Below are 25563 nucleotides of genomic sequence, written 5' to 3' on the forward strand. Positions count from 1 at the left end.
CAGGTGGTCAACTACCTAATTTTCAGGGAAAAAGTACCTGAATTTTCCCCCCAATCACTCCAATGGTCGGCAATTTTTGAGAGAAAAAAAGTCTAAAAACCTTATCCAACAAGATTTTTAGATTTATTCAGCAAACCCTAATTAACCCCTTTGTCGAGTATTAATCACCTCACCGGCTGCATTAACTAACTCTAGCTGTAGCGGCATTTGTCCCATCGCGTGAGTGGAACAACTTAAACAGGGATCATAGCAACGAATACCCGCTTCCACCCGGTTTAACATCGCTTCGGGAATTTCGCCACCATGGATATAATGTTGGGCGATTTGTTTCACCGTTTGATTCATGGCCAAATTATTATTACCCGTGGCAATAATTAAATTCACCGTTTCAATTAAACCATTTTCATCCACTTTATAATCATGGAATAAAGTACCCCGGGGCGCTTCACTAACTCCCACCCCTTGCAGATTATTAATTCCCGCTTCGGCCCGGCAGCGTTGAGAAACTATATCGGGATCGTCGATTAAAAGTTCGATACGCTCTAAACAGCCTAAAATCTCCACTAAACGGGCATAATGATAGTAAAAAGAAGACGTCGCTACACCACCGACCCGATGGCGATATTCGCGTAACTCGATATCCGCTCCCTCCGTGCCAAAATGGGAACAAACATTTAACCGTGCCAACGGACCAACCCGATAGATACCGTTGGGATAACCGAGGGGTTTATAGTAGGGAAACTTTAAATAAGACCATTTTTCCACTGATTCGCCGATATAATCGCGATAATTGTCTTCGCTCAGGTTATCGGCCACAATATTGCCTTGACTATCGGTAAAACGAATATGACCGCCGTAGTGTTCCCACTCGTCCCGTTTACCGACCAATCCCATAAACAGGGAAGGGAAATTACCAAAAGCGGCGATTTCTGTGGTTAAATTGTCTAGAAGTCCTTTAAACAGGTTTAAAGCCGTGTAAAGAGTCGCTTTAGACTCCGGCAGTCGTTCTTTAATCCATTGTCGCCCTTCTTCGCTCAGGGGAGAACGCACACCTCCCGGGACAGACCAAGCGGGGTGAATTTTTTTCGCCCCCAAAAGTTCGATAACTTTCTGTCCAAATTGACGTAAACGGATACCCGCTCGCGCTAGGTCGGGATCGGCCGCGATTAAACCGAAAATATTCCGTTTGGCGGGATCACTTTCCCAACCAAGCAGAAAATCGGGACTGCTAAGATGGAAAAAGCTTAAAGCATGGGATTGGGTTAACTGTCCCAAATTCATCAAGCGCCGCAGTTTTTCCCCCGCGGGGGGGATTTGCACCGCTAGAATTTTATCACCGGTTTTGGCGGCACAAAGTAGGTGACTAACGGGGCAAATCCCGCAAATTCGGGCAGTAATTCCCGCCATCTCCCACATCGGCCGTCCCTCGCAGAATTTCTCGAAACCGCGATACTCGACCACATGAAAACGCACGTCATCCACTTCCCCCCCATCGTCAAGGAAAATCGAGATCTTGGCATGGCCTTCGATCCGGGTGACGGGATCGATAACGACGGTTTTAGTCATAGTAAGTCCTCATTGTTCAGGAGTTCCACAGAACGGTATTGTGGAGAGTGCGATCGAGCTTGGTTTCAACGATAATTTATCCCGATCTCCGCCCTGCTGTCTCTATGATAGTTATTACCCCCCTAGCAATCCTAATTTTTATAACAATTTTTCCCGATTCTCAATCGCGGCTAATTTGGCATTTTGTAGCAAATACTACAGAAAATAGTTCGGAAATCCGCAATGATTACATCTCCCTTTGCTGGTGTTGATCGGTCATTATATATATAGAAGTCGGTTCTCGGCTGTCAGTTTTCAGCTTGGTTCTGCTTTGCTCTCAAAGCTGAGGGCGAAAAGGTCGAAAGTCGGCCAGATTGTTTACAGCTAATCGGGAAAATCACCTTTTTGTTTTGTAATCTTACCTAACAGTATCAGAGGCACTACCGAGGATTCAGGAAAAAGCGACCCAAAAACAAGCGATTGTAGTTGATAGTCCTACACTATAATACTTTTGTTCTGGATGTTGAGAAAAAAGCATAAACTTAACATCATACCAAAGAATGAATTAACTTTGAACCTTTAGGGGATTGCCCGCGTCTAAAAGCGCAGGATACAATCAAAGAAATTCCGATCAAACTCATACCGACTTCAGATAAGCCAGACTCACCCGCGAGTCGGAATAGTAACAGACTTTTTCTGTGTCAAGGAGTCACCACCAAACCAATGCCCACCGCAAAAACCAACCAAACTCAATCACAGCCCACCCTCAATGCCGATATGGTGCGTACCTATCTGCACGAAATTGGGCGAGTTCCCCTCCTAACTCACGAACAAGAAATTATTTACGGCAAACAAGTCCAACGGATGATGAGCCTGTTAGAAGCGAAAGAAGCACTATCGAAGCAATTAGGACGGGAACCAGATCGCTTGGAGTGGGCGGATTCGGTGAATTTAAGCGAAAATGAACTGGATCGCGCCTTGAAAACCGGCGATCGAGCTAAACGGAAAATGATTGAAGCTAACCTCCGCTTGGTGGTTGCGATCGCCAAAAAATATCAAAAGCGGAACATGGAATTCCTAGATCTAATTCAAGAGGGTAGTCTGGGATTAGAAAGAGGTGTAGAGAAATTTGATCCCACCAAAGGTTATAAATTTTCTACCTATGCCTACTGGTGGATTCGGCAAGCGATTACCCGTGCGATCGCTCAACAGGCCCGCACCATTCGTTTACCCATCCATATCACCGAAAAACTGAATAAAATCAAAAGAACCCAGCGCGAACTCGCCCAAAAACTGGGGAGAAGTGCCACTCCTGCCGAGATTGGCCTGGAATTAGAGCTAGAACCCGCTCAAATCCGCGAATATCTCAGTATGGCCCGTCAACCCATCTCCCTTGATGTGCGCGTCGGCGATAACCAAGATACGGAATTGTCGGAATTATTAGAAGATAGCGGAGTTTCTCCCGATACCTTCATCACCCAAGAGTTATTACGGCAAGACTTAGCCAATCTCCTGGCCGAATTAACCCCCCAACAACGGGAAGTGATTACTCTCCGTTTCGGTTTAACCGATGGCAAGGAGTTATCCCTAGCCAAAATTGGTCAGAGAATGAACATCAGTCGGGAACGAGTGCGACAATTAGAACACCAGGCCCTGGCTCATTTACGCCGTCGCCGGGCTAATGTCAAGGAATATATTGTCGCTAGTTAGTAAAATTAGCAAATAACCCAGAAGGAGAGCGCAAGCTCTCTTTTTTTTCGGTTTAATTAATATAGAATCCCGATTAGTTTTCACCTGTGGCAGTTCCGTCATGACTAGATCGACAGAAACAGCGACCCTAACATTATACGAAGAAGATTTTTATCTCTGGCTAAAAACCACGGCAGAACAATTAAAAAAAGGCCGGTTTGCCGAGGTGGATTTAGACAACTTAATTGAGGAGATTGAATCGATGGGGAGAAGTGAAAGACACGCGCTCAAAAGTCTTTTAACTCGTCTCCTAGAACATTTACTCAAATTAACTTACTGGCAATCGGAAAGAGACCGGAATGGCAATCATTGGAATGGAGAAATCAATAATTTTCGGGCAGAAATTCAAGATTTACTGGAGGATAGCCCTAGTTTAAAGCCCTATCTTCGGGAGATTTTTGAGCCATCCTACCATACAGCTTTAGAGGCCGTCCGGAAAAAAATGGGTTTATCCCCCGGCGGTTTACCTAGTCAGATAATTTTTAATCTCGAACAGGTTTTAGATAATCAATGGCTGCCAATCGATTGGGAATAAACTATTGACTATCTAAATTACTCCTTGATCGCTAAACAGTCATCAGTGAACTGAAAACTCAAATCTGAAAACTCAAATCTGATCACTGATCACTGATCTGGTTTTACTCAAGCAACTTCTTCAGCAGGGCATCCACTTCCTCCAGGCCGGATTGATTATTTTTCAGCACATAAACCGCTCGCGCTTGCTTAAAAGCTTCCTCCGCTTCTCTTTTTCGTCCCCGGCCCGCGTAGGCCCGACCGAGATTAAGATAGACATCGGCGTTATTGGGGGCGATTTCGGCCAAATCTTGATAGGCGATAATTGCTGCAAGATAATCTTTTCTGGCCAGATGGATGCGACCGATTCCCGCTTGTGCTTCCAAAGATTGGGGTTGCAGGAAAACAGCCCGACGATAAAAGGGGAGAGCCTCGTCAAAACGCTCTTGTTTTTCGAGTAAAATACCTATTTTTAGCTGAATTAAAAAATTTCCTGCACTTTGTCGTTCTATTTCTTTTAAAATCTGGGTTCCGCCATTTAAATCGCCCTGTTTGAGCAAAAGGCTGGCCAGTTGCAATCTTAATTCACTATTGTTAGGGAATCTTTGCAGGGATTTTTGGAGAAAATCGAGGGCTTCGGTGCTTTTATTCTGTTCGATCAAGGCTTTGCCCATGATTTCGTGGGCTTGCTGATTATTGGGGTCGAGAGCTAAAACCCATTGGTAAACTTCGCCCGCTTTTGCATAGTTTTTTTGCCGTAATAATACCACCCCTAAACCGAGGTAGTGTTGGACGTTTTTCGGTTCTATTTGGATAGCGTAATAGTAAGCGGTGGCGGCATTGTCATAATCGCCGATATTAGCCAAACTATAACCGAGAGCATGGAAAAAGTCGGGATTACTCGGATCGAGACTTAAAGCTTTTTGGTATGCTTGGGCGGCGGCGTTATAATCCCCTTGCCGCGTTTGTAAAAAGCCGATCCCGGAGAAAATTTTGGCATTATTGCCATCAAGGGCGGCAGCCTGCTCGTAAACGGCTATAGCTTCCCCATAATTGCCATTTCTGACCAATTGCCGCGCTTGACGCAGTAGTTCGTTAACCTGTGAATTCCTGCTCACGATTGCCCCCGCCGGATTATCAGCGATCGCAATCGAGGGGGAGAAACAGCCCCCCGCGAGAAGACCGACGAGCAAGATTAAACGGGTAAATTGTTTCATCTTTGTTAACGATTCTTAATTAAAATTTATTGTAAATGCTATTGACAAAAATCAACCATTCTGCATCACCCTTGAACGAGATTATTGCGGGCCTCTTGGGCAACTTGGGCGCTTTTATCGCTGGTTAACTGGGTCAAAACAGCGATCGCATCTTCCCCCCCTAAGCGGCCTAAAGCTTGAGCGAGACGATAGCGCAGTTGCCAGTCATCATCATTAGCCAAGGGAACAAGTAAAGAGACGGCGCGAGGGTCGCCTAGTTCCCCAAAAGCACTAACGGCGGCCGTTTTTACCAATTCATTATCGGAGTTTAGGGCGATTTCGAGCAGTTCAAAGCCCCGGGGTTCCCCCAATTCGCCCAAAGCGGCCACAATGCTAAATTGAATTAACCAGTCGGAGGATTGTTGATAGACGGCCACCAGATCATCGTAGGCTGCCGTTAATTTTAACCCCCCGATCGCATCGGCCGCGGCTGCTTTCACGTCTGCTTCGGGATCATTTAACAAGCGATCGCGCAGAATAGTTAAGGCCAGATCAAGATTCTGACGACCGAGGATATCTAGCTGACTTACCGCCGAATAACGCACCCTAGCGTTACTATCGTTAATTAAAGGCTGTAACATCTCGAAGGCGATTTCTGGGGCTAAATAACGCAGTTGATTAACTCCCGATAAGCGATCGCCATAATCATTGGAATCGAGCAGCCGTTGCACGGATTCAGGGGAATAATTCATAATTTGATGACACCCTTAACAATTGGACTGGTATTAATTGTCCCATGAATAGTTATCGACTCCTGACTATTTTGATCATGTTTAGTTCCCCGGTTTTTTGGGGCTGTAGTCCTCCCTCTCCCCCTAAAAAAGAACCGACGGCTAAGATAATCGTTTCTCCTTCTCCCAGTCCGATTATTTCCGCATCGGACATTAAAGCTGCTAATCGTTATCGTCAATTGGGATTACAGTATCGTCAACAGGGAGATTTTATCAAAAGTATTGAAGCTTTAAAAAAATCGGTACAGTTAAACCCCAATCATCTAGACGGGAGAGTAATTTTAGGATGGACACAACACCTAGCTAAACAACCTTTAGCGGCACAAACAACCCTCGAAGAAACGATTAAAATTGCTCCCGATCATGTGGCTGCTTATAATGCTTTGGGTATTGTTTATCTAGTGGCGGGTCATCTTGAAAAAGCCGTAGTCACTCATACTAAAGCCGCTAATTTAAAACCCGATAATGAAATCGCCTACTATAATTTATCCCTCGCCTATCATCGCTTAAAAGATTTTAATTCAGCTATTACTAACGCTAAAAAAGCAGTTAAATTAGAGCCAAATAATCCCCATCCTCTTGTGGCTTTGGCAATGATTTATTTAGACCAAGGTGATAGTAAAAAAGCGCGGGATACCTACAAAAAGGCTAGGGATTTAGACGGTCGTTATCGCCAAAAATGGTTTCTGGCACATCTGAAGGAAGCTGGTTTTAGTCAGGAGCAAATTAAATTAGTCGAAAAGTTACTATCCTAGATTGAAAATTATTATTTCCCCTTAGGATGCCTGTCGATGTCCCAGTTTTAGGAAAATAGTTTCTAAATCTTCGCGGCAAGTATAAAACTCGCTTAAGGTCAGGCCGGAAACGACTAAAGATTTCAACAATTCGGCACTATCTTCTAGGGTTCCCGTAAATCTAACCCTGAGAGTATTAGTATTAATAATTCTTTGCCAACTTTCCACAAAAACACATTGTTTAAGAGCGGTTTCTAAGGCTTCTAAATTGCCTAGAGTCGTGATCTGCAAGTATTGACCAGCTAGACGTTGATTTAATTCCTCTAAAGAGGTACTTTCCACTAGATAACCTAATTCCATGATGCCCACAGAACTACAAAGTTCCGCTAAATCACTAAGGACATGGGAGGAAATTAAAATAGTCATACCGGCCGATTGTAAGACTTTAATAATCTCACGAAATTGTAGGCGAGCGATCGGGTCTAATCCAGAAACTGGTTCATCGAGAAGTAAAATTAAAGGTTCATGGATAATCGTTCGGGCTAAACTTAAACGTTGTTTCATTCCCCGGGACAAAGTAGCGATCAAATTATGGCTTTTATTGGTTAATTGTACCAGTTCTAGAACTTCATAAATGCGGCGATGACGTTGGGAGCGCGGGATATGATAAAGACGGGCAAAATAATCAAGATAATTCCAGACATTTAAGTCATCGTAGAGGGGAAAATTATCGGGTAGATAACCTAAATTTCTTTTGAGACGGGGATTACTCTCATCTCTTAAAAGACGTTCTCCGTGCAGATATATTTCTCCGGTTGTCGGTTCTTCTGCTGCCGCTAACATCCTAATTAAAGTGGTTTTTCCCGCTCCATTTGGACCGATTAACCCGTAAACTTCCCCCGCTTCAATCTGTAAATCCACTTGATTAACAGCCCCATGGCGGTCAAATTGTTTGGTTAAACCAACGGTAGCAATGGCTAATTCTGGTGGGTTCATAAAGTTTTTTAGTTAGGTTCTCACGGTGACTCGCTAATCACGAATACAGGGTTTATCTCCCATGACTTCCAGATTAAAGGTAATACGCGTCAGGGTTTTCATGGTTGTTGTTAAATTGTTTGAGCCTTAATATCGGTTCTTCTGGTTTTCCTCTGTTACTTTTTGTTATCAATTAAAGCAAGCAAACAGATTAAATTGTCTCATCAATTTTTTGATAATTGACCACTGTTACATTTGGTAAATCGAGGAGTTGATCAAAATTTATCCACATAACCCACCTCCTATTCTGTATTAATATTATAACATCCTCACACAGAACCTAGAAGAGCGGCCTCATCTTCTGACCATTCATAATTGATCGGTAAATACCTTGTATAAGAAGATTCCAGGCAAAAAAAAGCCAAAAAGTAGCGGACTGTATAGCGCGGCACTACATCTTAGAAAAAACCTCTTACAATGGAGACAAGAATGATCGGAGATCAATGGGGGTGAACGTCATGTTAGTGATTTTAACCGACGAACACATTCTCGATACGGGTTCTGTGTGTCAGGGCTGTCTTTTAGCCAACCAGCAGGGGCAACCCCGGTGGCGAGAGGGTAAACTAGGCTGTGGTCACTCCTTGGGTAAAGGGGGCAGCCAACAGCCCAATCTCTACGAGTGTCAGATGGGCTTTACAATTGCTAATATTGAAGGCTAATCAGACCTTTTAAATGATTAACTTAGAGTTGAGTTAGGGGGATTTTCTTAGGACTCGGAGGAGAGAATCAAGGCTATTGCTAATCCCCAATTCAGCTTAGATACAATGACAATAATGGCTGAGGGTTTCGTAGCATCGCTCGTAGGCTTTTTGGGCTTGGGTTAAAACATCGTCGGAAATTTCTATATCTAATTTTCTGGCTTGTTTGATAATTTTACCCGCTTTGATATTCTCGGAAGAATCTCCTATACCACGGCTGCCAGTAGTGTTTAAAACTCGATATTCTTCAGAAAATCCCGTTTTAGTATCGAGATGACTCTGTAAACTATTAAAGACCAATTGACTTTGGTTTAATACTTGATCGTGGGTGATAAATAAACTCTTTTCTTTGCTGTTAATTAATCGAGCATAACTTTCTAAGGTGGCTAAACGACCAGTATAATAACCCAGGGCGTGCTGCTCATTTTGATGGGGTTTAATATCTAAAATACTAGCTAAAGTGCGCCGCGGTTCTCGTAGTAAAAATATGGTTTTAACTGGATCAGATTGTAAAAAACTATGATCTAAAAACTTCTGATCGTGAAGAACTTTATCTAAAATATATTTATGATTCATGTTTAAATCTTTCAAACGCCAGTAGAGTTTAAACATTAAAGTTTTAAAATCCTGTTCACTCTCATAAACCAGATGAGTTTCGCCAAAACCGATAATTTCGGGATTAGAATTGAGGATATGGGTCAATAAAGACGAACCCGATCGCATATGGCTAAGGATAAATAAAACCTGATAGGGTTGGGGACGAAAGAGGATTTTATAGGGGTCCTTGGGTGTATCAATGCGGATCTGAAAATACTTATAAGTTAAACGATGGGTTAAATCCTGCCAAGATTGGGGTAGGCGATCGATGGCTATAGTCATAGGTTAATAAAGAATTGTGTCAACTTGTCGCTAAGATTCCCCTATAATGTATCCCATTTAAGACCCAAACAAAAGTGAGGTTTATACAAAATGGGATTGCCAAGTTGTTCGCTCTGGTTTTTTACGGCGCGAACCGATGTCTGGTTTATGATGAATACTATCCCTCATCTAGTCAAAATGAGTCAGTTTCCCTTCCAGGAAAAGGTACTCGCTATTGATACGGCCCCTTTAAGCGGGGAAAAGGTTAATCGCCCCGGACTGGGTACAATGGAGGAATTAAGAGCCTGTGGCGAAAAATTAGTTAAAGATGGCATAATCGATCGCCTAGTGGATTTTAACTACGATCCCAGCTATCGTCAGCGTATCTATCAAAAGCATTTCGGCAGTCCCCTCCGTTCCACCCATAACTACAAAGGTTATCCGATTTTTGGCTCAATCTTCAAAATCGAGTCCTGTCGCAGTGATTATATGGTCCATTATGACAGTGACATGATGCTCTACCAAGAACCGGATTACAGTTGGATCCGCGAAGGGATCGAGTTAATGGAAACCCATCCAGAAATGATGTTTGTGCGTCCTTTGTCCGGTCCACCGCGGCCCGATGGTACGATTTATTCTCCCCATCCTTGCACGAAAAATCCCGACGGATTCTATCAATTTAAATTTTTTGGCAGTCGTGCCTATCTACTTAATTGTCGTCGCTATGATCGCCTTTTACCGATGACCCCCCTCTGGCGCTCTTATAAAAATACCTTTCTCGATCACTTACCCGATGGTTTAAAAGCTTGGGGCAATATTTTGACCGGCAAAGGAAAACTCGACTCTTGGGAAATTATGGTTTCTCGCTCCCTAGAACAAAGCAACTATTATCGCGCCACTCTCACCAATGCCAAGGGTTGGACTCTGCACCCCAACGAGCGCTCTGCCGCTTTTAGGCAAGCTTGGCCGACTATTATCCAAAAAATCGAAGCGGGTATTTACCCACCGACCCAAGCTGGTTATTATGACCTGATTCCGGAATTATGGTACTAAAAGAGCCTTAGTTCTCTAGATTTGAGGTGAGGCGATCATCGCTTAGATTTCATAGCACCGGCTGTAAGCGCCTGTTGTTTTCGTTAAACGATGTAATATTTTGTGTACACCGCAACTCATTGACGATTGCGTAATGTAGAAAGTGAGTGCGGCGACAATTGTACTTGTCAAACAATGATATAGTACAAGTAAATTGCTAATTATCGGCAGGTAGCGTCTGTCATAGATATAGATTGTGGAGTTAAAATATGTCTAGTATAAACACTGGTATTGAGTGGACTGATAAAACGTGGAATCCAACAACCGGGTGCGATAAAATTAGCACTGGCTGTCTGCATTGTTATGCCGAAGCTATTACACAGCGTTTTCCCAAAAACTTTCCCAATGGATTCAGCTTAACTTTGCATCCAGAAAGATTGGAAGAACCCTTACGTTGGCGCACTCCCAGTCGAGTTTTTGTCAACTCAATGAGTGACCTTTTTCATGATGATGTGCCTCTCGACTTTATCAGACAAGTTTTCTCAGTTATTCATTCAACACCTTGGCATATATATCAGATTCTAACAAAGCGACAAAGCCGTTTAGGTGATTTAGCGTCTAAATTAGATTTTCCAGAAAACATTTGGCTAGGTGTATCTGTCGAGAACCAAAACCACATAGATCGGATTGAATATCTTCGGACAGTGCCTGTTTCAGTGCGTTTCATTTCATGTGAGCCACTTTTAGGACCCCTAGAACTTAATTTAACTGGCATTGATTGGGTTATTGTCGGCGGAGAATCCGGGCAAAAACATCGCCAGATGAAACTTGACTGGGCAAGGGATATCCGCGATCAATGTCAAAATTCAGGGGTAGCATTTTTTTTCAAACAAGTTGGGGGAAGGACACCGAAAGCAGGGGGTAGATTACTTGATGATAAAATCTGGGACGAGATGCCTAATGCCTGGAATCAGCATATCCAAACATGGGGAAGTGTCCCACTTAAATCAGCGAGGCGTTCAGAAAAATTAGAGCTTATTGCTTAACTGGAAATGTAACCTTTAAATCATCCGCAAACGTTCCTTTTCGCCGTTTTTTGTCCTCGGGTGAATGTACTGTGATTTTTCCTTGAGATTCAAGATTGCTAAGGGCAGTTTTGTAATTCTTTTTAATGTACGGTTTTCCCGGATGATGCTGGTCGTAAATCTCTGCCATCGTCATAGTTTTACCTGAAAAATTGTCCAACAACATAGATTCCAGTTGATCAAGAGGACTGGTTAGCTCAAAGAGTAATGGTTGTTGAAGAGTTGCAGGATTATACTCAAAAGATGGTACGCCCTGCGTCTGTTCAGAACTCTCTTTAGCCATTATCTCTTTCATAATTTCATAGCCTTTAGGATGCTTGCTTACAAAAATTAGGTGATGGCTAGTACGATTTCCCATTTCATGTCTGAAACGAAATGGAAGAACATATTTACCCCCCATTTCTTTCAAGGCTTCACAGATATATTCTACAACGGTTAACTCACGCTCTTGTGGAGTAAGTGTAAATGTTTTCAATCGTTTGCGGAGTTGATCTGCTCCTACTTGTCCGAATAGCGCATTTATGTGTTCTTTGACTGCATCATTATTTAAACCCATGTTGATGCGATTGTAATTGAAGAAGAAGATGCAATCACAACCCCAATCTTTGACGACCGAATTAACAAGTTGAAGAGATAGTCCCTTGTAACCCCAAGGATCAACAAAAAATAAAGTGGGAACTAATTTCATGCTTTGGAAGGTTTTAACTATGTCCTCTCCAACCTCATATTTTGATATTTGAGGGCGGTATTTTAAATTTTCTATGCCCGGAATTGAATCTATAGCTTGTTGAAGAGAATTAACTTTTTCGACATCGGCATCGTTAAAGATCGACACCAGCATATTTCGCATATCTGGATCTGCGATGGCAGTTTCTAGAACTTTTACTGGGGTTGATTTTGAGCCATCTTTATATCGTCCTGCACCAGCAAAAAGGTCAACATAAGCGATTTTCTGGACTGAAGACGATCCCTTAACTTTTGAAATTATAACTTTTGCCCAAGCCCAGAAATATTTCTCAACAATCCTAGCTTTGATCAAGGACTGTTCTTTTTGCTCATTGAAGAAGGAATTTTTAGTCATATCCTAATATGTAGCCTATAATCAACGGATTTAGTATAACATACCTTATTTTTTTTTAAATTAGAGAAGATAGGAGATGAAACAACCCAAAAGAAAACCCAACCACCGCCATGGGGAGATTGGGTTTTCTGGTTATCAATTGATTTTAAGGAGCTAAAGCGTTACCGCGCAGGAGAGAACCGATGGTTTTAACAGTAATCTTCATCTGTACGAGAGGATTAGCGGGAACAACGGTTTTATAGAACCCATTTGGTATCTTTTATAATGTAGATGCTAGGCTGAAAAGGTGAAGCGAAAACCTTGTCCACTATAGGTTTCAGGGAAGAGAGTCTGTAGCCTGTTTAACGGCAATACTTTGGTCTGAACCCCGTCAGTGAATGCGCCACCGTCTAGTCGTCCCCGAAAATCGATACTTTGGAGTAAGCCAAAATGTACTCAAGTAGTATGACGAATGAAGAGTGGTCTATCGTAGAACCGCTATTGCCAAAGAAGAAATTGACTGGCCCCCCGAAATGGACAAAACGACAGATTTTAGATGGGATTTTCTATCAACTCAAAAATGGCGGTAATTGGCGGGACCTCACGAAAGATTTCCCTCCCTACTCCACCGTGTTCTGGCATTATAAACAGTGGAGAAGTCAGGGAATCATCCAAAAAATAATGGAAGAATTACATCGCAGATTACGACAACAAGAAAAAAAACTTGTGGACGAATCTAATTATGATTGATTCTCAAGCCGTCAAAAATACCTGTAATGCGAGTGTTGAGACGAAAGGATTTTGTTTCTACAAGTGCACCAATGGAATTAAACGTCATCTAGGGACGGATAGTCTTGGTTTTCCCTTTTTCGCTCATTGTACTCCCGCCAACCTATCTGATGACCAGGGATTGATTGAGTTGTTAACTCTAGGTATTGACTATTTCAAGTTAAAACCGTCGGAACTGTCTAAGACGACTATTCTTCTAGATAATGGTTATCATCCTGACAAAATAGAGAAAGAGTTGGTTAAGGTCTATCCAGAGATAATGACTAAAATTCAGTTTGAACTGTCTCCAAAACCGTCAAAAACCGAAAAAGCGGAGAAGGGTTTATCAGGATTCGTACCTGTAAAAACTCGATGGGTGATTGAAAGAAGTAATTCTTGGATGGAACGATGCAAATCTTTAGTCAAAAATTTTGAGCGCACTTTAGAACACTCCACTACCAAAATTCATCTCTGTTTTCTTCGACTTCTACTACGACAATTAGCTGTATCCGGCTCTTCTAGGTTCTGTGTGATAAGTTTAACTTACTCTATGATCGATCGATCTTTGTGCCCTCTGTGTCTCTGTGGTTCCCTCCACTCCCTCGCCAGCAATACTGTATCTTAAAATACATTTTACCCACCAAACCTAAGAGAGCCTGTATCCTAAGATACCAAATGGATTCTATAATGACTGTACTAGCCTAAAGATAGCAAAAAACCCGGCGGGAAAATCTCCCCACCAGGTCAAAAAGGCAAAAGTAAAGAATTATTTCTGCTCGGCCTTTTTACTTGACTTATCACCCATTTTGTACTTACGCAAGAAGCGATCGACCCGACCCTCGGTATCGATCATCTTCTGAGTTCCCGTATAAAAAGGATGATTACCCGACCAAACCTCCACATGAATTTCTGGTTTTGTCGAACCCACCGTCATCACCAGTTCACCATTACAGATCACCTTGGCTTCCGGATACCAAGTAGGATGAATTTTTTTCGGCATAATAAACCTCTCTATTAACCTAACGTTTCGAGTATTGAGGCGCTTTGCGCGCTTTGTGAAGACCGTATTTTTTCCGTTCCTTCGCCCGGGGATCCCGAGTCAGATAACCTTCACTCTTAAGGGGAGGACGATTTTCCGGGGCCAATTGACATAAAGCTCTAGCGACACCTAATTTCACCGCATCCGCCTGACCGGTCAAACCACCGCCCTCGGCCTTAACAATGATATCATACTCGTTTTCTAGTCCCAAAGTCTCCAGAGGAGCCTTAATCGTCTGGATATAGGTGGGAATGCGGTTAAAATGGGTTTCCCCATCGCGACCGTTAACGGTAATTGCCCCCGTCCCCGGCACCAGACGCACGGAAGCGACCGCCGATTTGCGTCGTCCCGTTCCCCAATAAACTACCTTATTTTTACTGTCCGTGGCTTGCATTGACTTAATTTCCTCCTGCGGGAATCGTATTAATCGCTAAAACTTCCGGTTGTTGTGCCTGATGGGGATGTTCCGCACCGGCATAAACTTTCAGTTTCGTGAACAATTTCCGACCTAAGCTATTTTTCGGGAGCATTCCCTTAACAGCGTGTTCGATAATCCGTTCGGGAATGCGTTTTTGCAGTTTATCGAAGCTTTCTACCTTCATACCACCCGGTCTGCCGGAGTCGCGGCGATAAACTTTCTGTTGACGTTTTTTGCCCGTCACCGTCACTTTTTCGGCGTTAATAACAATGACAAAATCCCCCGTATCCAGATGGGGGGTGAAGGTGGCTTTATTTTTGCCCCGTAGAATCATTGCGATTTCGGTGGCCAGACGACCTAGACGCTGATCGGCCGCATCGATGACGTACCATTTCTGCTCTAGAGTCTCTAAATTTGGTAGAGGTGTTTTGTTCATGGTGAGTTTGCCTTGGTTTACAAAAATTAATTTTTTTTATTGCCCACCTGGGTGTTGGGGGGTTAGAGTTTTAGGGTTTTAGTTGGAATTCCCCTATTTCCCTATTTCCCTATCTCCCTATTCCCCTATCCCCTCTGCTCGGAAATAATAAAGAGGCTGAGTCTCGCACCAGACGCTATCGGCAAAGGGAAAATCGGCGTAACCCACCCGCAGTAAACATAGTCCTTTAGCTGGTGCGGCGTATTTGACCAATTCTCGGCGCTGATTGACCCAGATGTCGGTAAAGTTTTCTAGCGATCGCTCACCAGTTCCCACCTCCACCAACATTCCCACCAATAGGCGCACCATCCCGTACAAAAAGCCATTGGCTTGGATTTCCATCTGTACAAACGGCCCTTGACGGTAGCATTCCACCCCCTGTACTTCTACCCAGGAATGGTCGCGACTAGAGTTAGCACGGTGAAAGGCGGCCAGATGGTGCTTGCCCAATAGGGGCCGTAAAGCCCTGGCCATCAAATCGGCATCGAGGGGACGATGGTAGTAGTGCCAACTAAAGGGGCTAACAAAGAGATTGGGGATGGGGTCGGTATAGAGGGTGTAACGATAACGTCGCCAGAGGGCCGAGAAACGGGCGTGCCAGCGATCGGGAACCCGGGCTGAGGCCCGAATGACGATATCGTCATCTAGCCGAGCATTGAGAACCTTGGACCAATGGGAGGGTGGGATCGGACTCTGCTGCTCGAAATGGGCAACTTGGGCGGCGGCGTGAACACCGCTATCGGTACGTCCTGCCCCGTGCAGAGTGACGGCATGACCGAGAATATCGGCCAGAGCCTTCTCGATTTCTTCCTGCACGCTCCTGTGATGGGGTTGCCGTTGCCAGCCGTGGAAATTAGTTCCCACATACTGGATAACTAGGGCGATCCGCGACTGGGGGCAAGCTGTCATCGTTACATCAGTTCGATAATCGCCATGGGGGCATTATCCCCGCGACGGCGCAGGGTACGCACGACCCGGGTATAACCGCCGTTACGACTGCCATAACGGGCTTGTGCGCCTTCAAAGAGGGCGTGAACCAGTTGTTTATCGTAGATGTAGCCCATAGCTTGGCGACGGGCGCTCAGGGAACCGTCTTTAGCTAGGGTGATAATGTGGTCTACCTCTGCTCGCACCGCTTTCGCTTTCGCTAGGGTGGTGGTGATCTGACCGTGGCGAATTAGCTGGGTGGCCAAGCTGCGCAGCAGTGCCTTTCTTTGGTCAGCCGGCAGACCCAATTGAGGCACTTTACACCGATGTCTCATGGTATTTTCCTGGAATTGGGTTTACTTGCTTTTTTCTTGGGGTAGGGTGATGCCTAACCGTTTTTGTAGGGCTTCAATGACTTCTTCAGCCGATTTCTGCCCAAAGTTTTTGATTTCTAAGAGATCTTCTTGGCTGTAATCGAGGAGGTCGGCTACGGTGTTGATCTGCGCTCGCTTCAGGCAATTGTAGGCGCGCACGGATAATTGTAGTTCCTCGATCGGAATTTGGTTTTCTTGGTTGATCTCTTGGTCGTCAAAGTTACCGGAGGATTCGAGGGCGTTGAGATCCTTGAGCGGGTTAAAGAGATTAACTAGCATATCGGCCGCTTGGGAAAGGGCTTCTTTGGGGTTAATGCTCCCGTTTGTCCAAATTTCTAAGAGCAGACGATCTCTAGCTTGACCGCTTTCGGAACGGATATCTTCGACGCTGTAGTTGACTTTGGTTACGGGCATAAAGATAGAGTCGATTTGCAGAAAGTCTAGCGAAGTGGCCTCCTCTTTACTGCGATCAATCGCCCGATAGCCTTTGCCTTTTTCCACGCGAAATTCCATCTCTAGCTTGGCTCCTTCGGCTAGGGTGGCGACGTACTGATTGCGATCAACTATCTCGATTTCTGAGGGTAAATCGAATTGTGCCGCCACTACTGTCGCCGGCCCAGTTGCCACTAAACGCCCGATCTGGGTTTGATTGGTGTAGCTTTTCAGGATGATTTCTTTCATGTTGAGCATGAGTTCCATCACGTCCTCGCGTACTCCCTGGACGGTGGCAAATTCGTGATTGACTCCCGCGATCCGCAGGGCCGTCACGGCCGCCCCTTCCAGATTGGAAATGAGAATCCGTCTCAGGGCATTACCTACGGTCGTACCCTGGCCCCTTTCTAGAGGCTCTAGTACAAACTTACTGTACTGACTCTGATTCTTGTAAGTTTTTGCTTCTACACACTCGATTTGAAATTGCGCCACCGATTGACCTCCCTTGTTCAGTTATCAGTTATCAGTTATCAGTTATCAGTTTTCTCTAGCGTTCAGCATTTAACGTTCAGCGTTCAGTTTTTTGATCAGATGGTCTTTGACGACCGGATTCTCCTGCTGATGCGCTCAAAGCTAACGGCTGCTGGCCTCAAGATCCCTGTCACCTGAAAAAGCTGTTCACTGTTTACACTCTCCGGCGTTTGGGAGGACGACAACCATTGTGGGGGATGGGGGTCACGTCCCGGATCAGGGTGATTTCTAATCCTGCTCCTTGCAGGGCCCGGATTGCGGTTTCCCGTCCTGCCCCGGGGCCGCTCACCATCACCTCTAGTTGACGCATTCCCTGTTCGATTGCTCGGCGGGCGGCGTTATCGGCGGCGGTTTGGGCGGCGAAGGGGGTTCCTTTTTTGGCTCCTTTAAAACCACTCGATCCCGCCGATGCCCAAGAGATCACATCGCCTTTGGTATCGGCGATCGTGACAATGGTATTGTTGAAGGTCGATTGAATGTGAGCGACTCCGGTAGGAATATTTTTCTTCTGTTTTTTCGGTCCGGTTTTTTTGGTTGGTCGCGCCATAGTTTTTCTTGATTGGGGGATATCGCAATGAATAAAAAATTATTTCTTGGAGGGGGCTTTTTTCTTCCCTGCCACTGTCACCCGACGACCGCGACGGGTCCGCGCATTGGTTCGCGTCCGTTGCCCGCGCACGGGTAATCCTAGCCGATGCCGACGACCTCGATAGGTGCCGATATCGGCGAGGCGTTTGATGTTCATCGCCTCCCAGCGTCTCAAATCCCCCTCGATTTGATAATTTGTCTCGATATAAGTCCGTAGCGCCGCCACGTCTTCATCGCTGAGATCCTTGACCCGAGTGTCAGGGTTAACACCCGTCGCAGATAAGACTTCTTGGGAACGCGATAGACCCACTCCGTAGAGGTAGGTCAGGGCGATTTCCACACGCTTATCGCGAGGTAGGTCTACACCAGCTATCCTTGCCACGCTTTTTCTTTCTCCCTATGAACGATTTTTTTCCAAAAACGACTACAATTAACGGTAACGATTCTCTGCCCCAAGACAGTGACTTTGGTGGTTTAACCTTGTCTCTGCTTGTGTTTGGGGTTAGAACAAATTACCATGACTCGACCGCGCCGACGGATGACGCGGCACTTTTCGCACATTTTTTTGACAGACGCTCTAACTTTCATGCCTAACTATTCTGGCAACACTGCAAGCTTATTATTATATCAGATTTCTTTTACCCGTGTCACCTATTTTTTTAAAATAAATTTGGACGCTTATTAGACTTTTTGGCTTCTCTGCCCCTATTTATCGCTATTTTTTTTGATTTTTCAGGCGATAGGTAATTCTGCCTTTGGTTAGGTCGTAGGGGGTCAGTTCCACTTTGACTCGATCGCCAGGGAGGATTTTGATATAATTACGGCGGATTTTGCCAGATATATGGGCTAAGACGTTGAAACCGTTATCTAAATCCACCCTAAACATGGCGTTAGGCAAAGATTCGGTGACGGTTCCTTCCATTTCAATCAGATCTTGTTTAGACAAAGTTAATTCCTCAATTTCACTAGAGACAATTTAACGAACGGCAGCAGCAACCGTGCTGTTAGCACAATTCCCCCAGTATAGCTTATCAGTCATCAGTGATCAGTAATCAGTAACTCAGATGCGAGTTTTCAGTCCACAGCCAAAAAGCTCCCCATCTCCCCACTCTCATCTCCGGCACTCCCCACTCCCCACCCCCATCTCCCCACTACTAGGCAGTATTAGGGAGTAATATTTAGATAATCAACAGCTTAACATTGCCGTCTTTTCACTGATTACTGATTACTGTTCACTGTTCCCTGAAAAGCTAGATTACTCGACGACAATTCGCCATTCATGGAGTTCGTATTCCACACAACCATTCTCGATTAAAGGATCGCGAACTATAATTGCTTGAGCTTCCTCAAGAGAATCGGCCTTAAATAATAACATTCCGCCGCCCCTTTCTGCCCAATAACCAGTTTTTGCTGCTCGTCCTTGGCTAATTAAATCACGCACATAGTCCTTATGGGCGCTGACATAGCGATCGAAGGTAGTTTTATCAACAATGCCTTTTTCTATCTTGACAAACCAGGGCATAAATTCTCAGGAGGCTAGGACTGATTAACAATCATATAATTATACCGATTAATCTTGGCCGTCGAGGGTGCAATATAACAGAGATATACAATTAGCTAGAGTTGTGGAAGACTGCTAGAATCGAGGTGACAGCTTTATTTCTGTAGCTTTGCTTGCTTCCATGAATCAACCCCAGGGATCTCTATTTTTTATCGCACTTTTGCCGCCGCCAGAAGTACAGGAAATTGCCACAAAAATCAAGTTAGAGTTTGCAGAAATTTACAATAGTCGCGCCGCCCTGAAATCGCCTCCCCACGTCACTCTCCAACCCCCTTTCCGGTGGAATTTAGGACAATTACCGGATTTAGAAAGATGTTTAGAGGAATTTGCTGGCTTGCACGCTCCTATTCCCCTAATTCTCCAGAATTTTGCCGCCTTTAAACCGCGAGTCATTTATATTAATGTCCAGAAAACCCCAGAATTATTAACCCTACAAAAACGGCTTTTACAGCAGCTAGAATCTTCCTTGAATATCAGCGATAATGCCTCAAAAAGCCGAGCTTTTTCGCCCCATTTAACCGTTGGCTTCCGAGATTTAACTAAAGATAATTTCTGGAAAGCTTGGTCAAAATATGCTGATCAAGAGCTATTTTTTGAGGTGATAATCGATGAAATTACCCTCCTAATTCATAACGGCAAGCACTGGGAAATTTATCGGCAATTTTCTCTATAATTCAGACCCTTGCAGGTTTCTATCTACAGAGGAAGGGGTTGTAGTGCTAAAATAGGAGAGAGCAGCTTTTAAAGCTTCATTTCTGGCTTTTTTACGATATTTTAACCTATAGAGCGATTTTATGGCGACTCCGCCGCCCTGAAACCTATGTTACTCAAAAATCCCCCGAAAATCTCCCCCAATCTGATCAAACAGCTAGAAGCGATCCTCGGTAAAGATGGAGTCATCCGTCGCAAAGACGAATTATTAACCTACGAGTGCGATGGTATCACAGGATACAGACAAAGACCCGCTCTTGTGGTACTGCCTCGCAGCACCGCAGAAATTGCGGCGGTGGTGAAACTCTGTCACGATAACGAGATTGCCTGGGTAGCGAGGGGTGCAGGAACGGGCTTATCGGGAGGGGCGTTACCCTTAGAAGAGGGGATTCTCATCGTCACGGCGCGGATGAATCAGATTCTCAGGGTTGATTTAGATAATCAAAGGGTGGTGGTACAGCCCGGGGTGATTAATAATTGGGTGACGCAAGCGGTAAGCGGGGCGGGATTTTATTACGCACCGGATCCCTCTAGTCAAATTATCTGCTCGATCGGCGGTAATGTGGCGGAAAATTCCGGCGGGGTTCACTGTTTAAAATACGGTGTGACTACCAATCACGTTATGGGCTTAAAAATCGTCCTTCCCGATGGTTCAATTAGCGATGTGGGGGGGGCAGTACCAGAACAACCGGGCTACGACTTAACCGGTTTATTTGTGGGTTCCGAGGGAACTTTAGGCATCGCCACGGAAATCACCCTAAGAATCCTGAAAACTCCCGAGTCTATCTGTGTTTTACTGGCCGATTTTACCAGTATCGAGGCGGCGGGCCAAGCGGTGGCGGATATTATTAAATCGGGAATGATTCCGGCGGGGATGGAGATTATGGATAATCTCAGTATCAACGCCGTGGAGGATGTGGTGGCCACCGGCTGTTATCCCCGGGATGCCGAGTCAGTTTTATTAGTGGAATTGGATGGTTTAGGGGTAGAAGTAGCCAGGAATAAACATCGGGTTGCCGAGATTTGCCGTCAAAATGGGGCGAGAAATATCACCACGGCTAATGATGCCGAAACCCGCTTTAAACTCTGGAAGGGCAGAAAAGCGGCTTTTGCGGCGGCGGGGAAAATTAGCCCTAATTATTTTGTGCAAGATGGGGTGATTCCCCGCACTCAATTGGTGTATGTTCTTCAGGAAATTAAGGCTTTAAGTGAAAAATACGGTTATAAAATCGCCAATGTTTTCCACGCTGGGGATGGCAATTTACACCCGTTGATTCTCTACAATAACAAGGTAGAGGGGGCCTGGGAAGAAGTGGAAGAATTAGGCGGTGAAATTCTCAAACTTTGTGTGCGGGTTGGCGGCAGTTTATCGGGCGAACATGGTATCGGCATCGATAAAAATTGTTATATGCCCGCCATGTTCAACGAGATTGACTTAGAAACTATGGGCTATGTGCGGGACTGTTTTAATCCCAAAGGTTTAGCTAACCCGGGGAAATTATTCCCCACCCCGCGCAGCTGTGGAGAAGCCGCTAATGCAAAAATACAAGGGTTTGGGGGGGTGGATGTGTTTTAGGTTATCGGTAAGTATTGACTGACTACTGATTACAGTCCACCTTGGGGTCCTAGGGGCAGATTGATATTAGAGGGGAAAACCTGGACTTGTCTTTCTAGAAAGCGTTGAGTGACTAATTCTCGGAAAATCTCTAGGTCTTTTTGCCATTGTCCCAGATATTGTTTGAGCAGATTTAATCGATCGCTACCCTCGGCCAGATTATAGTTAAAGTTACCGGCAAATAATAGTGCCGCTAGGGTTTTGCCATCGGGTAATTGCAATTTTGCCTCGTTAATCGCCAGGGATAGCTGAGAGGTTTCTAACTGATAAATTAGATTGATGCTGGCTTGTAGGGGGGCCTTACCGAAATTGTGCCAGGGACCGGGGGCGAGAAGAGTTTCGGTGATATATTTTTTAGCGGCATCGGGACTACTAGGGAAAGGAACAATACTTTTCGGCGCGATACCCAGGGCTTGATATTCGGCTAAAGGGAGTTTATCTAGATATAAAGCAACAATTTCTGGCAGTTTCAGGTTCAGGCTATCGGGAGAGTTAATTATCTCCACAAAGGTAATTTTCCGGGGTTGGGCGACGATGCTGATACCATTTTGAAAATTAACTTGAGCGTAATTAGGATTGAGTACCGGCTGGCCATTTAATTCCCAGTCGGGGGGAACTATTCCCGAATATTTGAGGAAATCAACCGTTAGCATGGCGGGATTGAGGCTTTTGGCTGTAATTGCGATGGCAAGTTCTTGTATTTCCCGCAAACTAGCCAGAGCTTGATTGGAGTTATTGTCAGTGGTGGCAGTCATCAATTTTCTCCTTGCATATTTAAGTTTTATCTTTAGGGCTACAGTTAAATTATTCCGGGTCTCGGAGGCCTAGTCACTAATCAACTTAGACAAAGGACAAGAGAGCCATTCCAGATAACTATTACTCAATTCTTTCACAGCTAATTCATAGAACCTCTGACCGTGTTCGGGAGTGGCTAAAGCAGGATTGGAACCCATACGACCATCGGGGTAGTTTTGGCGAAAATTAGCCGCACCGTAAATACCATGACCAGAAGCCACTTTTTCCGATAAAAAGGCATTTTTAAGGCTCTCAGGGTAAAGATACTGAGTTAACGCCACTTCGCTCGGTGTAGCGTGGGAACCCTCCTGATCTCCATACAATTCTTTGGCTAAAAGATAAACATCTCGCACCATAAACCAATTGGCAACTTGACATTTAACCTCGTTTGTGTTAGGCAAATTAAGGGAATCCAAATGATAATAGGTTTCCGCAAAAGCGGCTTTTAGGGTGGCAATATTGCCCCCGTGACCATTAATAAAGAAAAATTGACGAAAACCCGCTCTAGCTAAACAAGTCACATAGTCGAGGATGACTTGAATCAAAGTGCTAGGACGAAGGCTAATTGTACCGGGGAAAGCCGTGTGATGTAGGGCCATACCGACATTTAAGGTAGGTGCTACCATTGCTCCTACCTGTTTCCCCACTCCTTTAGCGATCGCCTCAGCACATAGAGCATCTGTACCAATCAGTCCCGTCGGCCCGTGTTGTTCCGTGGAACCAATGGGAATAATAATTCCCTGAGATTGTTCTAGATAGGATTCCACCTCTAACCAGGTAGATAACTGTAATAACATTCGGCTCTAGCCTTCCAAAACGAGTGCGGGTTGACAAATTGAGATAAAATCAAGACGAATAATCAAGTATTTTTATGTTAACCCTTGACACCCCCCCCTTGTCGGTGAGTACGGATTTCGTTCCCAATCATCGGATTTTAATCGTTGAAGATGAAGAAGTGATTCGGGATATGATTATTTTGGCTTTGGAAGAAGAAGGTTACGAGGCTCTCGGTGTTAGTGATGGTCGCGTTGCCCTAGAATTACTGCAAAGTCAAGAATCTAATCACGGTGAGTCTCGTTTTGATTTGGTCGTTTTGGATTTAATGTTACCCCAAATCAACGGTCTTGATATCTGCCGTCTGTTGCGCTATCACGGCAATATTATCCCGATTTTAATTTTAAGTGCTAAGGCCAGCGAAACCGATCGAGTTTTGGGTTTAGAAGTAGGTGCCGATGATTATCTGACTAAACCTTTTAGTATGCGCGAATTAGTCGCTCGTTGTCGCGCTCTGATTCGTCGTCAAGGATTTACTTCCCTAGCTGCCGCTACCGTGCGCAAATTCCGCGATGTTCTTCTCTATACCCAGGAATGTCGGGTGACAGTGCGAGATGAAGAAATTAACCTTTCTCCTAAAGAATTCCGTCTCCTCGACCTATTTATGAGTTATCCGCGCCGAGTTTGGTCAAGAGAGCAATTAATTGAACAAATTTGGGGGCCAGATTTTTTAGGAGACACCAAAACCGTCGATGTTCACATTCGCTGGTTACGCGAAAAACTAGAAATCGATCCCAGTCAACCGGAATACCTGATTACTGTACGCGGTTTCGGTTATCGTTTTGGCTAGGTGAGCGATTATATTTTCCCGATTAGCGATCGCCGCTCGCGCAGACAATGACTATTTTCGCTTTTATTTTGGGAGTAGTTTTAGGTTTGAGTATTTGTTACTGGCAAGTCTCACGCTTAAATAGAGAGTTAAAGCGAACCCTAAGCGCTCTCTCGGATTCGGCGGATTTGTCGGCTTCTTTTCCCGTTACCTCCCTAGTGCGTCGAGAATTACAGTTTCTCTCCCAAAGTCTGCAAGAGCGAGAAAAGAGCTTAGAAATTCAGAAATCCTTGCTAGAACGAGCGCCGATCGCCTATCTTCATGTGGATGCCGATAATCAACTGCTCTGGTGTAATCAACAGGCAATTACCCTCTTAAAACTCGATCGCTGGCAGCCAGATCAGGTGCGTCTGCTGCTGGAATTGGTGCGATCCTACGAATTAGATCAATTAATTCAAGAAACTCGCCAAAAACAGAGTCCACAGGTGCAAACTTGGACTTTTTACCCGACTAATTATCCTGTCACCCCTATTAGCGATCGCCAAGTGATTGCTCCTAAATCGATTGCCTTGAAGGGTTACGGTTATCCCTTGCCAGAAGGTCAAATCGCTGTATTTATCGAAAATAGACAGCCTTTAGTGGAATTATCGCAAAATCGCGAGCGAGCTTTCTCTGACTTAACTCACGAGTTACGCACTCCCTTAACCTCCATTTCTCTCCTTACCGAAGCTTTACAAAAACGCCTCCAAGCTCCCGAAAGACGCTGGTTAGAACAAATGGGGAAAGAAGTGGAGCGTTTGAGTCAATTAGTCTGCGATTGGCTAGAAATCAGTGAATTACAAGCGGATGCGGGGCGATCTTTACAATACCAGATAATTAATCTAGAGGAATTAATCAGCGCTGCTTGGCAGACTGTCACCCCAATAGCCGCCCAAAAACAGATTAGCTTAGATTATTCCTCTCCGGTGGATTGGACGCTGGAAGTGGATCATTCTCGTCTGCTGCAAGTTTTCCTGAATCTCTTTGATAATGCCATTAAGTATAGTCCCGATCAGGGGAAAATTCGCCTAGAAATTCGAGAAATATCCGATACTATCGGGGAAAAATGGCTGAAAATTGACGTTATCGACAACGGGAAGGGATTTAACGAAGCGGATCTCCCCTACGTTTTTGATCGCCTCTTTCGCGGTGATCCTTCCCGCACCCGTCAAAAACAAGGCACAAAGGATTATAGTACCGGTTTAGGTTTATCGATTGCCAAAGAGATTATTCAAGCCCATGGCGGTTCGATCGTCGCTCAAAATGATCCTAACACCGGCGGCGCTCGCCTACAAGTCACTCTCCCCCGTCAAAAAAATTAGGTGGGAATTATGAATTATGAATTATGAATTATGAATTGGGGAGAGGGGAGAAAAAATTCTGTCAAGTTC

30 protein-coding genes and 1 pseudogene are annotated in these 25563 nt (G+C 44.7%); 12 read left to right on the plus strand and 19 right to left on the minus strand.

Annotated elements, in window-relative coordinates; genetic code table 11:
• Positions 1–141: 141 nt before the first annotated feature.
• A complete protein-coding gene (locus tag IM450_RS07870; RefSeq protein ID WP_002801096.1) occupies positions 142–1566 on the minus strand; it encodes a Ni/Fe hydrogenase subunit alpha in 1425 nt (474 codons plus the stop codon).
• Positions 1567–2268: 702 nt separating this feature from the next.
• On the opposite strand from IM450_RS07870, the gene IM450_RS07875 reads away from it, so the two are divergent.
• Together IM450_RS07875 and IM450_RS07880 are read left to right on the plus strand one after the other, a co-directional pair.
• On the plus strand, positions 2269–3255 hold the full coding sequence (locus tag IM450_RS07875) for an RNA polymerase sigma factor, RpoD/SigA family (protein ID WP_287665011.1): 987 nt from the start codon (positions 2269–2271) through the stop codon (positions 3253–3255).
• A gap of 100 nt (positions 3256–3355) precedes the next feature.
• Entirely contained in the window at positions 3356–3829 is a 474-nt protein-coding gene (locus IM450_RS07880; RefSeq protein WP_287665014.1) for a DUF29 domain-containing protein, read from the plus strand.
• Positions 3830–3932: 103 nt separating this feature from the next.
• On the opposite strand, the gene IM450_RS07885 is transcribed toward IM450_RS07880, so the two are convergent.
• Positions 3933–5024 carry a tetratricopeptide repeat protein gene (locus IM450_RS07885; RefSeq protein WP_287665016.1) on the minus strand — a complete coding sequence of 364 codons (1092 nt, stop codon included), beginning with the start codon at positions 5022–5024 and terminating at the stop codon, positions 3933–3935.
• A 65-nt stretch (positions 5025–5089) separates the two neighbouring features.
• Positions 5090–5755 (minus strand): phycobilisome degradation protein NblB, encoded by a 666-nt coding sequence (gene nblB / locus IM450_RS07890; RefSeq protein WP_287665019.1) that lies wholly within the window; start codon positions 5753–5755, stop codon positions 5090–5092.
• Between the two features lie 44 nt (positions 5756–5799).
• On the opposite strand from nblB, the gene IM450_RS07895 reads away from it, so the two are divergent.
• Complete coding sequence (locus IM450_RS07895; protein ID WP_287665022.1) at positions 5800–6549, plus strand: tetratricopeptide repeat protein; 750 nt, start codon at positions 5800–5802, stop codon at positions 6547–6549.
• A 21-nt stretch (positions 6550–6570) separates the two neighbouring features.
• On the opposite strand, the gene IM450_RS07900 is transcribed toward IM450_RS07895, so the two are convergent.
• On the minus strand, positions 6571–7524 hold the full coding sequence (locus tag IM450_RS07900; RefSeq protein ID WP_287665025.1) for an ABC transporter ATP-binding protein: 954 nt from the start codon (positions 7522–7524) through the stop codon (positions 6571–6573).
• 497 nt (positions 7525–8021) lie between these two features.
• Between IM450_RS07900 and IM450_RS07905 the strand changes: the two genes are divergently transcribed.
• Positions 8022–8222: a hypothetical protein gene (locus tag IM450_RS07905; protein WP_002735656.1), complete on the plus strand. Its 201-nt coding sequence runs from the start codon at positions 8022–8024 to the stop codon at positions 8220–8222.
• Positions 8223–8318: 96 nt separating this feature from the next.
• Here IM450_RS07905 and IM450_RS07910 read toward each other — a convergent pair whose 3' ends face one another.
• A complete protein-coding gene (locus IM450_RS07910) occupies positions 8319–9140 on the minus strand; it encodes a nucleoside triphosphate hydrolase (protein WP_002801085.1) in 822 nt (273 codons plus the stop codon).
• Positions 9141–9230: 90 nt separating this feature from the next.
• Between IM450_RS07910 and IM450_RS07915 the strand changes: the two genes are divergently transcribed.
• Together IM450_RS07915 and IM450_RS07920 are read left to right on the plus strand one after the other, a co-directional pair.
• Positions 9231–10172 (plus strand): hypothetical protein, encoded by a 942-nt coding sequence (locus IM450_RS07915; RefSeq protein ID WP_287665028.1) that lies wholly within the window; start codon positions 9231–9233, stop codon positions 10170–10172.
• Between the two features lie 248 nt (positions 10173–10420).
• A complete protein-coding gene (locus IM450_RS07920) occupies positions 10421–11197 on the plus strand; it encodes a DUF5131 family protein (protein ID WP_287665032.1) in 777 nt (258 codons plus the stop codon).
• On the opposite strand, the gene IM450_RS07925 is transcribed toward IM450_RS07920, so the two are convergent.
• Positions 11187–12317 carry a three-Cys-motif partner protein TcmP gene (locus IM450_RS07925; RefSeq protein WP_287665035.1) on the minus strand — a complete coding sequence of 377 codons (1131 nt, stop codon included), beginning with the start codon at positions 12315–12317 and terminating at the stop codon, positions 11187–11189. The genes IM450_RS07920 and IM450_RS07925 overlap by 11 nt on opposite strands.
• Before the next feature lie 429 nt (positions 12318–12746).
• On the opposite strand from IM450_RS07925, the gene IM450_RS07930 reads away from it, so the two are divergent.
• Together IM450_RS07930 and IM450_RS07935 are read left to right on the plus strand one after the other, a co-directional pair.
• Positions 12747–13046, plus strand: coding sequence for a transposase (locus tag IM450_RS07930; protein ID WP_069475083.1), 300 nt, complete (start codon positions 12747–12749; stop codon positions 13044–13046).
• Positions 13039–13488, plus strand: a pseudogene (locus IM450_RS07935) (transposase); the annotation flags it as partial. The gene IM450_RS07930 and the pseudogene IM450_RS07935, both read left to right, overlap by 8 nt.
• Positions 13489–13830: 342 nt before the next feature.
• Here the strand turns inward: IM450_RS07935 and rpmE are convergent.
• The 11 genes from rpmE to IM450_RS07990 all read right to left on the minus strand — a co-directional run bounded on the left by rpmE (position 13831) and on the right by IM450_RS07990 (position 19370).
• Entirely contained in the window at positions 13831–14064 is a 234-nt protein-coding gene (gene rpmE, locus IM450_RS07940; protein WP_002801083.1) for a 50S ribosomal protein L31, read from the minus strand.
• Between the two features lie 19 nt (positions 14065–14083).
• On the minus strand, positions 14084–14497 hold the full coding sequence (gene rpsI / locus IM450_RS07945) for a 30S ribosomal protein S9 (RefSeq protein WP_002737094.1): 414 nt from the start codon (positions 14495–14497) through the stop codon (positions 14084–14086).
• Between the two features lie 4 nt (positions 14498–14501).
• Positions 14502–14957 carry a 50S ribosomal protein L13 gene (gene rplM / locus IM450_RS07950; protein ID WP_002735375.1) on the minus strand — a complete coding sequence of 152 codons (456 nt, stop codon included), beginning with the start codon at positions 14955–14957 and terminating at the stop codon, positions 14502–14504.
• Positions 14958–15074: 117 nt separating this feature from the next.
• Positions 15075–15905, minus strand: coding sequence for a tRNA pseudouridine(38-40) synthase TruA (gene truA, locus IM450_RS07955; RefSeq protein WP_287665040.1), 831 nt, complete (start codon positions 15903–15905; stop codon positions 15075–15077).
• Between the two features lie 2 nt (positions 15906–15907).
• Positions 15908–16258 carry a 50S ribosomal protein L17 gene (rplQ, locus tag IM450_RS07960; RefSeq protein WP_002801078.1) on the minus strand — a complete coding sequence of 117 codons (351 nt, stop codon included), beginning with the start codon at positions 16256–16258 and terminating at the stop codon, positions 15908–15910.
• 21 nt (positions 16259–16279) lie between these two features.
• The gene (locus tag IM450_RS07965) at positions 16280–17221 is read right to left on the minus strand and encodes a DNA-directed RNA polymerase subunit alpha (RefSeq protein ID WP_002766101.1); all 942 of its coding nucleotides are present in this window, start codon (positions 17219–17221) and stop codon (positions 16280–16282) included.
• Between the two features lie 193 nt (positions 17222–17414).
• Positions 17415–17807, minus strand: a complete 393-nt coding sequence (gene rpsK / locus IM450_RS07970; RefSeq protein WP_002735413.1) for a 30S ribosomal protein S11 — start codon at positions 17805–17807, stop codon at positions 17415–17417.
• 39 nt (positions 17808–17846) lie between these two features.
• Positions 17847–18230 carry a 30S ribosomal protein S13 gene (gene rpsM, locus IM450_RS07975; protein ID WP_002735415.1) on the minus strand — a complete coding sequence of 128 codons (384 nt, stop codon included), beginning with the start codon at positions 18228–18230 and terminating at the stop codon, positions 17847–17849.
• Between the two features lie 92 nt (positions 18231–18322).
• Positions 18323–18436 carry a 50S ribosomal protein L36 gene (gene rpmJ / locus IM450_RS07980; RefSeq protein WP_012593611.1) on the minus strand — a complete coding sequence of 38 codons (114 nt, stop codon included), beginning with the start codon at positions 18434–18436 and terminating at the stop codon, positions 18323–18325.
• Between the two features lie 127 nt (positions 18437–18563).
• Positions 18564–18794 carry a translation initiation factor IF-1 gene (gene infA, locus IM450_RS07985; RefSeq protein WP_002737109.1) on the minus strand — a complete coding sequence of 77 codons (231 nt, stop codon included), beginning with the start codon at positions 18792–18794 and terminating at the stop codon, positions 18564–18566.
• Between the two features lie 309 nt (positions 18795–19103).
• Positions 19104–19370 (minus strand): YciI family protein, encoded by a 267-nt coding sequence (locus IM450_RS07990; protein ID WP_002736524.1) that lies wholly within the window; start codon positions 19368–19370, stop codon positions 19104–19106.
• A 160-nt stretch (positions 19371–19530) separates the two neighbouring features.
• Here IM450_RS07990 and IM450_RS07995 point away from each other — a divergent pair, with 160 nt between their 5' ends.
• Positions 19531–20082 carry a 2'-5' RNA ligase family protein gene (locus tag IM450_RS07995; RefSeq protein WP_287665043.1) on the plus strand — a complete coding sequence of 184 codons (552 nt, stop codon included), beginning with the start codon at positions 19531–19533 and terminating at the stop codon, positions 20080–20082.
• Between the two features lie 147 nt (positions 20083–20229).
• Complete coding sequence (gene glcD, locus IM450_RS08000) at positions 20230–21696, plus strand: glycolate oxidase subunit GlcD (protein WP_287665046.1); 1467 nt, start codon at positions 20230–20232, stop codon at positions 21694–21696.
• A gap of 29 nt (positions 21697–21725) precedes the next feature.
• On the opposite strand, the gene IM450_RS08005 is transcribed toward glcD, so the two are convergent.
• Both IM450_RS08005 and IM450_RS08010 read right to left on the minus strand, forming a co-directional pair.
• Positions 21726–22490 (minus strand): hypothetical protein, encoded by a 765-nt coding sequence (locus IM450_RS08005; protein WP_287665049.1) that lies wholly within the window; start codon positions 22488–22490, stop codon positions 21726–21728.
• 69 nt (positions 22491–22559) lie between these two features.
• The gene (locus IM450_RS08010; protein WP_002801074.1) at positions 22560–23327 is read right to left on the minus strand and encodes a creatininase family protein; all 768 of its coding nucleotides are present in this window, start codon (positions 23325–23327) and stop codon (positions 22560–22562) included.
• 74 nt (positions 23328–23401) lie between these two features.
• On the opposite strand from IM450_RS08010, the gene IM450_RS08015 reads away from it, so the two are divergent.
• Together IM450_RS08015 and IM450_RS08020 are read left to right on the plus strand one after the other, a co-directional pair.
• Positions 23402–24154: a response regulator transcription factor gene (locus IM450_RS08015; RefSeq protein ID WP_287665053.1), complete on the plus strand. Its 753-nt coding sequence runs from the start codon at positions 23402–23404 to the stop codon at positions 24152–24154.
• Positions 24155–24201: 47 nt separating this feature from the next.
• Positions 24202–25494 carry a sensor histidine kinase gene (locus IM450_RS08020; RefSeq protein ID WP_002801072.1) on the plus strand — a complete coding sequence of 431 codons (1293 nt, stop codon included), beginning with the start codon at positions 24202–24204 and terminating at the stop codon, positions 25492–25494.
• Positions 25495–25563: the final 69 nt, after the last annotated feature.

Origin of the sequence: Microcystis sp. M083S1 (assembly GCF_020246405.1) — a bacterium.
GTDB lineage: Bacteria > Cyanobacteriota > Cyanobacteriia > Cyanobacteriales > Microcystaceae > Microcystis > Microcystis aeruginosa_C.

Coding starts and splice junctions, on each gene's coding strand:
- IM450_RS07990 (WP_002736524.1), bottom strand. CDS start 19,370: ATGCCCTGGTTTGTCAAGATAGAAAAAGGCATTGTTGATAAAACTACC.
- IM450_RS07900 (WP_287665025.1), bottom strand. CDS start 7,524: ATGAACCCACCAGAATTAGCCATTGCTACCGTTGGTTTAACCAAACAA.
- nblB (WP_287665019.1), bottom strand. CDS start 5,755: ATGAATTATTCCCCTGAATCCGTGCAACGGCTGCTCGATTCCAATGAT.
- IM450_RS07880 (WP_287665014.1), top strand. CDS start 3,356: ATGACTAGATCGACAGAAACAGCGACCCTAACATTATACGAAGAAGAT.
- glcD (WP_287665046.1), top strand. CDS start 20,230: ATGTTACTCAAAAATCCCCCGAAAATCTCCCCCAATCTGATCAAACAG.
- IM450_RS07925 (WP_287665035.1), bottom strand. CDS start 12,317: ATGACTAAAAATTCCTTCTTCAATGAGCAAAAAGAACAGTCCTTGATC.
- IM450_RS07895 (WP_287665022.1), top strand. CDS start 5,800: ATGAATAGTTATCGACTCCTGACTATTTTGATCATGTTTAGTTCCCCG.
- IM450_RS08015 (WP_287665053.1), top strand. CDS start 23,402: ATGTTAACCCTTGACACCCCCCCCTTGTCGGTGAGTACGGATTTCGTT.
- truA (WP_287665040.1), bottom strand. CDS start 15,905: ATGACAGCTTGCCCCCAGTCGCGGATCGCCCTAGTTATCCAGTATGTG.
- IM450_RS07920 (WP_287665032.1), top strand. CDS start 10,421: ATGTCTAGTATAAACACTGGTATTGAGTGGACTGATAAAACGTGGAAT.
- rpsK (WP_002735413.1), bottom strand. CDS start 17,807: ATGGCGCGACCAACCAAAAAAACCGGACCGAAAAAACAGAAGAAAAAT.
- IM450_RS07915 (WP_287665028.1), top strand. CDS start 9,231: ATGGGATTGCCAAGTTGTTCGCTCTGGTTTTTTACGGCGCGAACCGAT.
- rpmJ (WP_012593611.1), bottom strand. CDS start 18,436: ATGAAAGTTAGAGCGTCTGTCAAAAAAATGTGCGAAAAGTGCCGCGTC.
- IM450_RS08005 (WP_287665049.1), bottom strand. CDS start 22,490: ATGACTGCCACCACTGACAATAACTCCAATCAAGCTCTGGCTAGTTTG.
- rplM (WP_002735375.1), bottom strand. CDS start 14,957: ATGAACAAAACACCTCTACCAAATTTAGAGACTCTAGAGCAGAAATGG.
- rpmE (WP_002801083.1), bottom strand. CDS start 14,064: ATGCCGAAAAAAATTCATCCTACTTGGTATCCGGAAGCCAAGGTGATC.
- rpsI (WP_002737094.1), bottom strand. CDS start 14,497: ATGCAAGCCACGGACAGTAAAAATAAGGTAGTTTATTGGGGAACGGGA.
- IM450_RS07910 (WP_002801085.1), bottom strand. CDS start 9,140: ATGACTATAGCCATCGATCGCCTACCCCAATCTTGGCAGGATTTAACC.
- IM450_RS08010 (WP_002801074.1), bottom strand. CDS start 23,327: ATGTTATTACAGTTATCTACCTGGTTAGAGGTGGAATCCTATCTAGAA.
- IM450_RS07875 (WP_287665011.1), top strand. CDS start 2,269: ATGCCCACCGCAAAAACCAACCAAACTCAATCACAGCCCACCCTCAAT.
- IM450_RS07885 (WP_287665016.1), bottom strand. CDS start 5,024: ATGAAACAATTTACCCGTTTAATCTTGCTCGTCGGTCTTCTCGCGGGG.
- rplQ (WP_002801078.1), bottom strand. CDS start 16,258: ATGAGACATCGGTGTAAAGTGCCTCAATTGGGTCTGCCGGCTGACCAA.
- IM450_RS07905 (WP_002735656.1), top strand. CDS start 8,022: ATGTTAGTGATTTTAACCGACGAACACATTCTCGATACGGGTTCTGTG.
- IM450_RS07995 (WP_287665043.1), top strand. CDS start 19,531: ATGAATCAACCCCAGGGATCTCTATTTTTTATCGCACTTTTGCCGCCG.
- IM450_RS08020 (WP_002801072.1), top strand. CDS start 24,202: ATGACTATTTTCGCTTTTATTTTGGGAGTAGTTTTAGGTTTGAGTATT.
- IM450_RS07930 (WP_069475083.1), top strand. CDS start 12,747: ATGTACTCAAGTAGTATGACGAATGAAGAGTGGTCTATCGTAGAACCG.
- IM450_RS07870 (WP_002801096.1), bottom strand. CDS start 1,566: ATGACTAAAACCGTCGTTATCGATCCCGTCACCCGGATCGAAGGCCAT.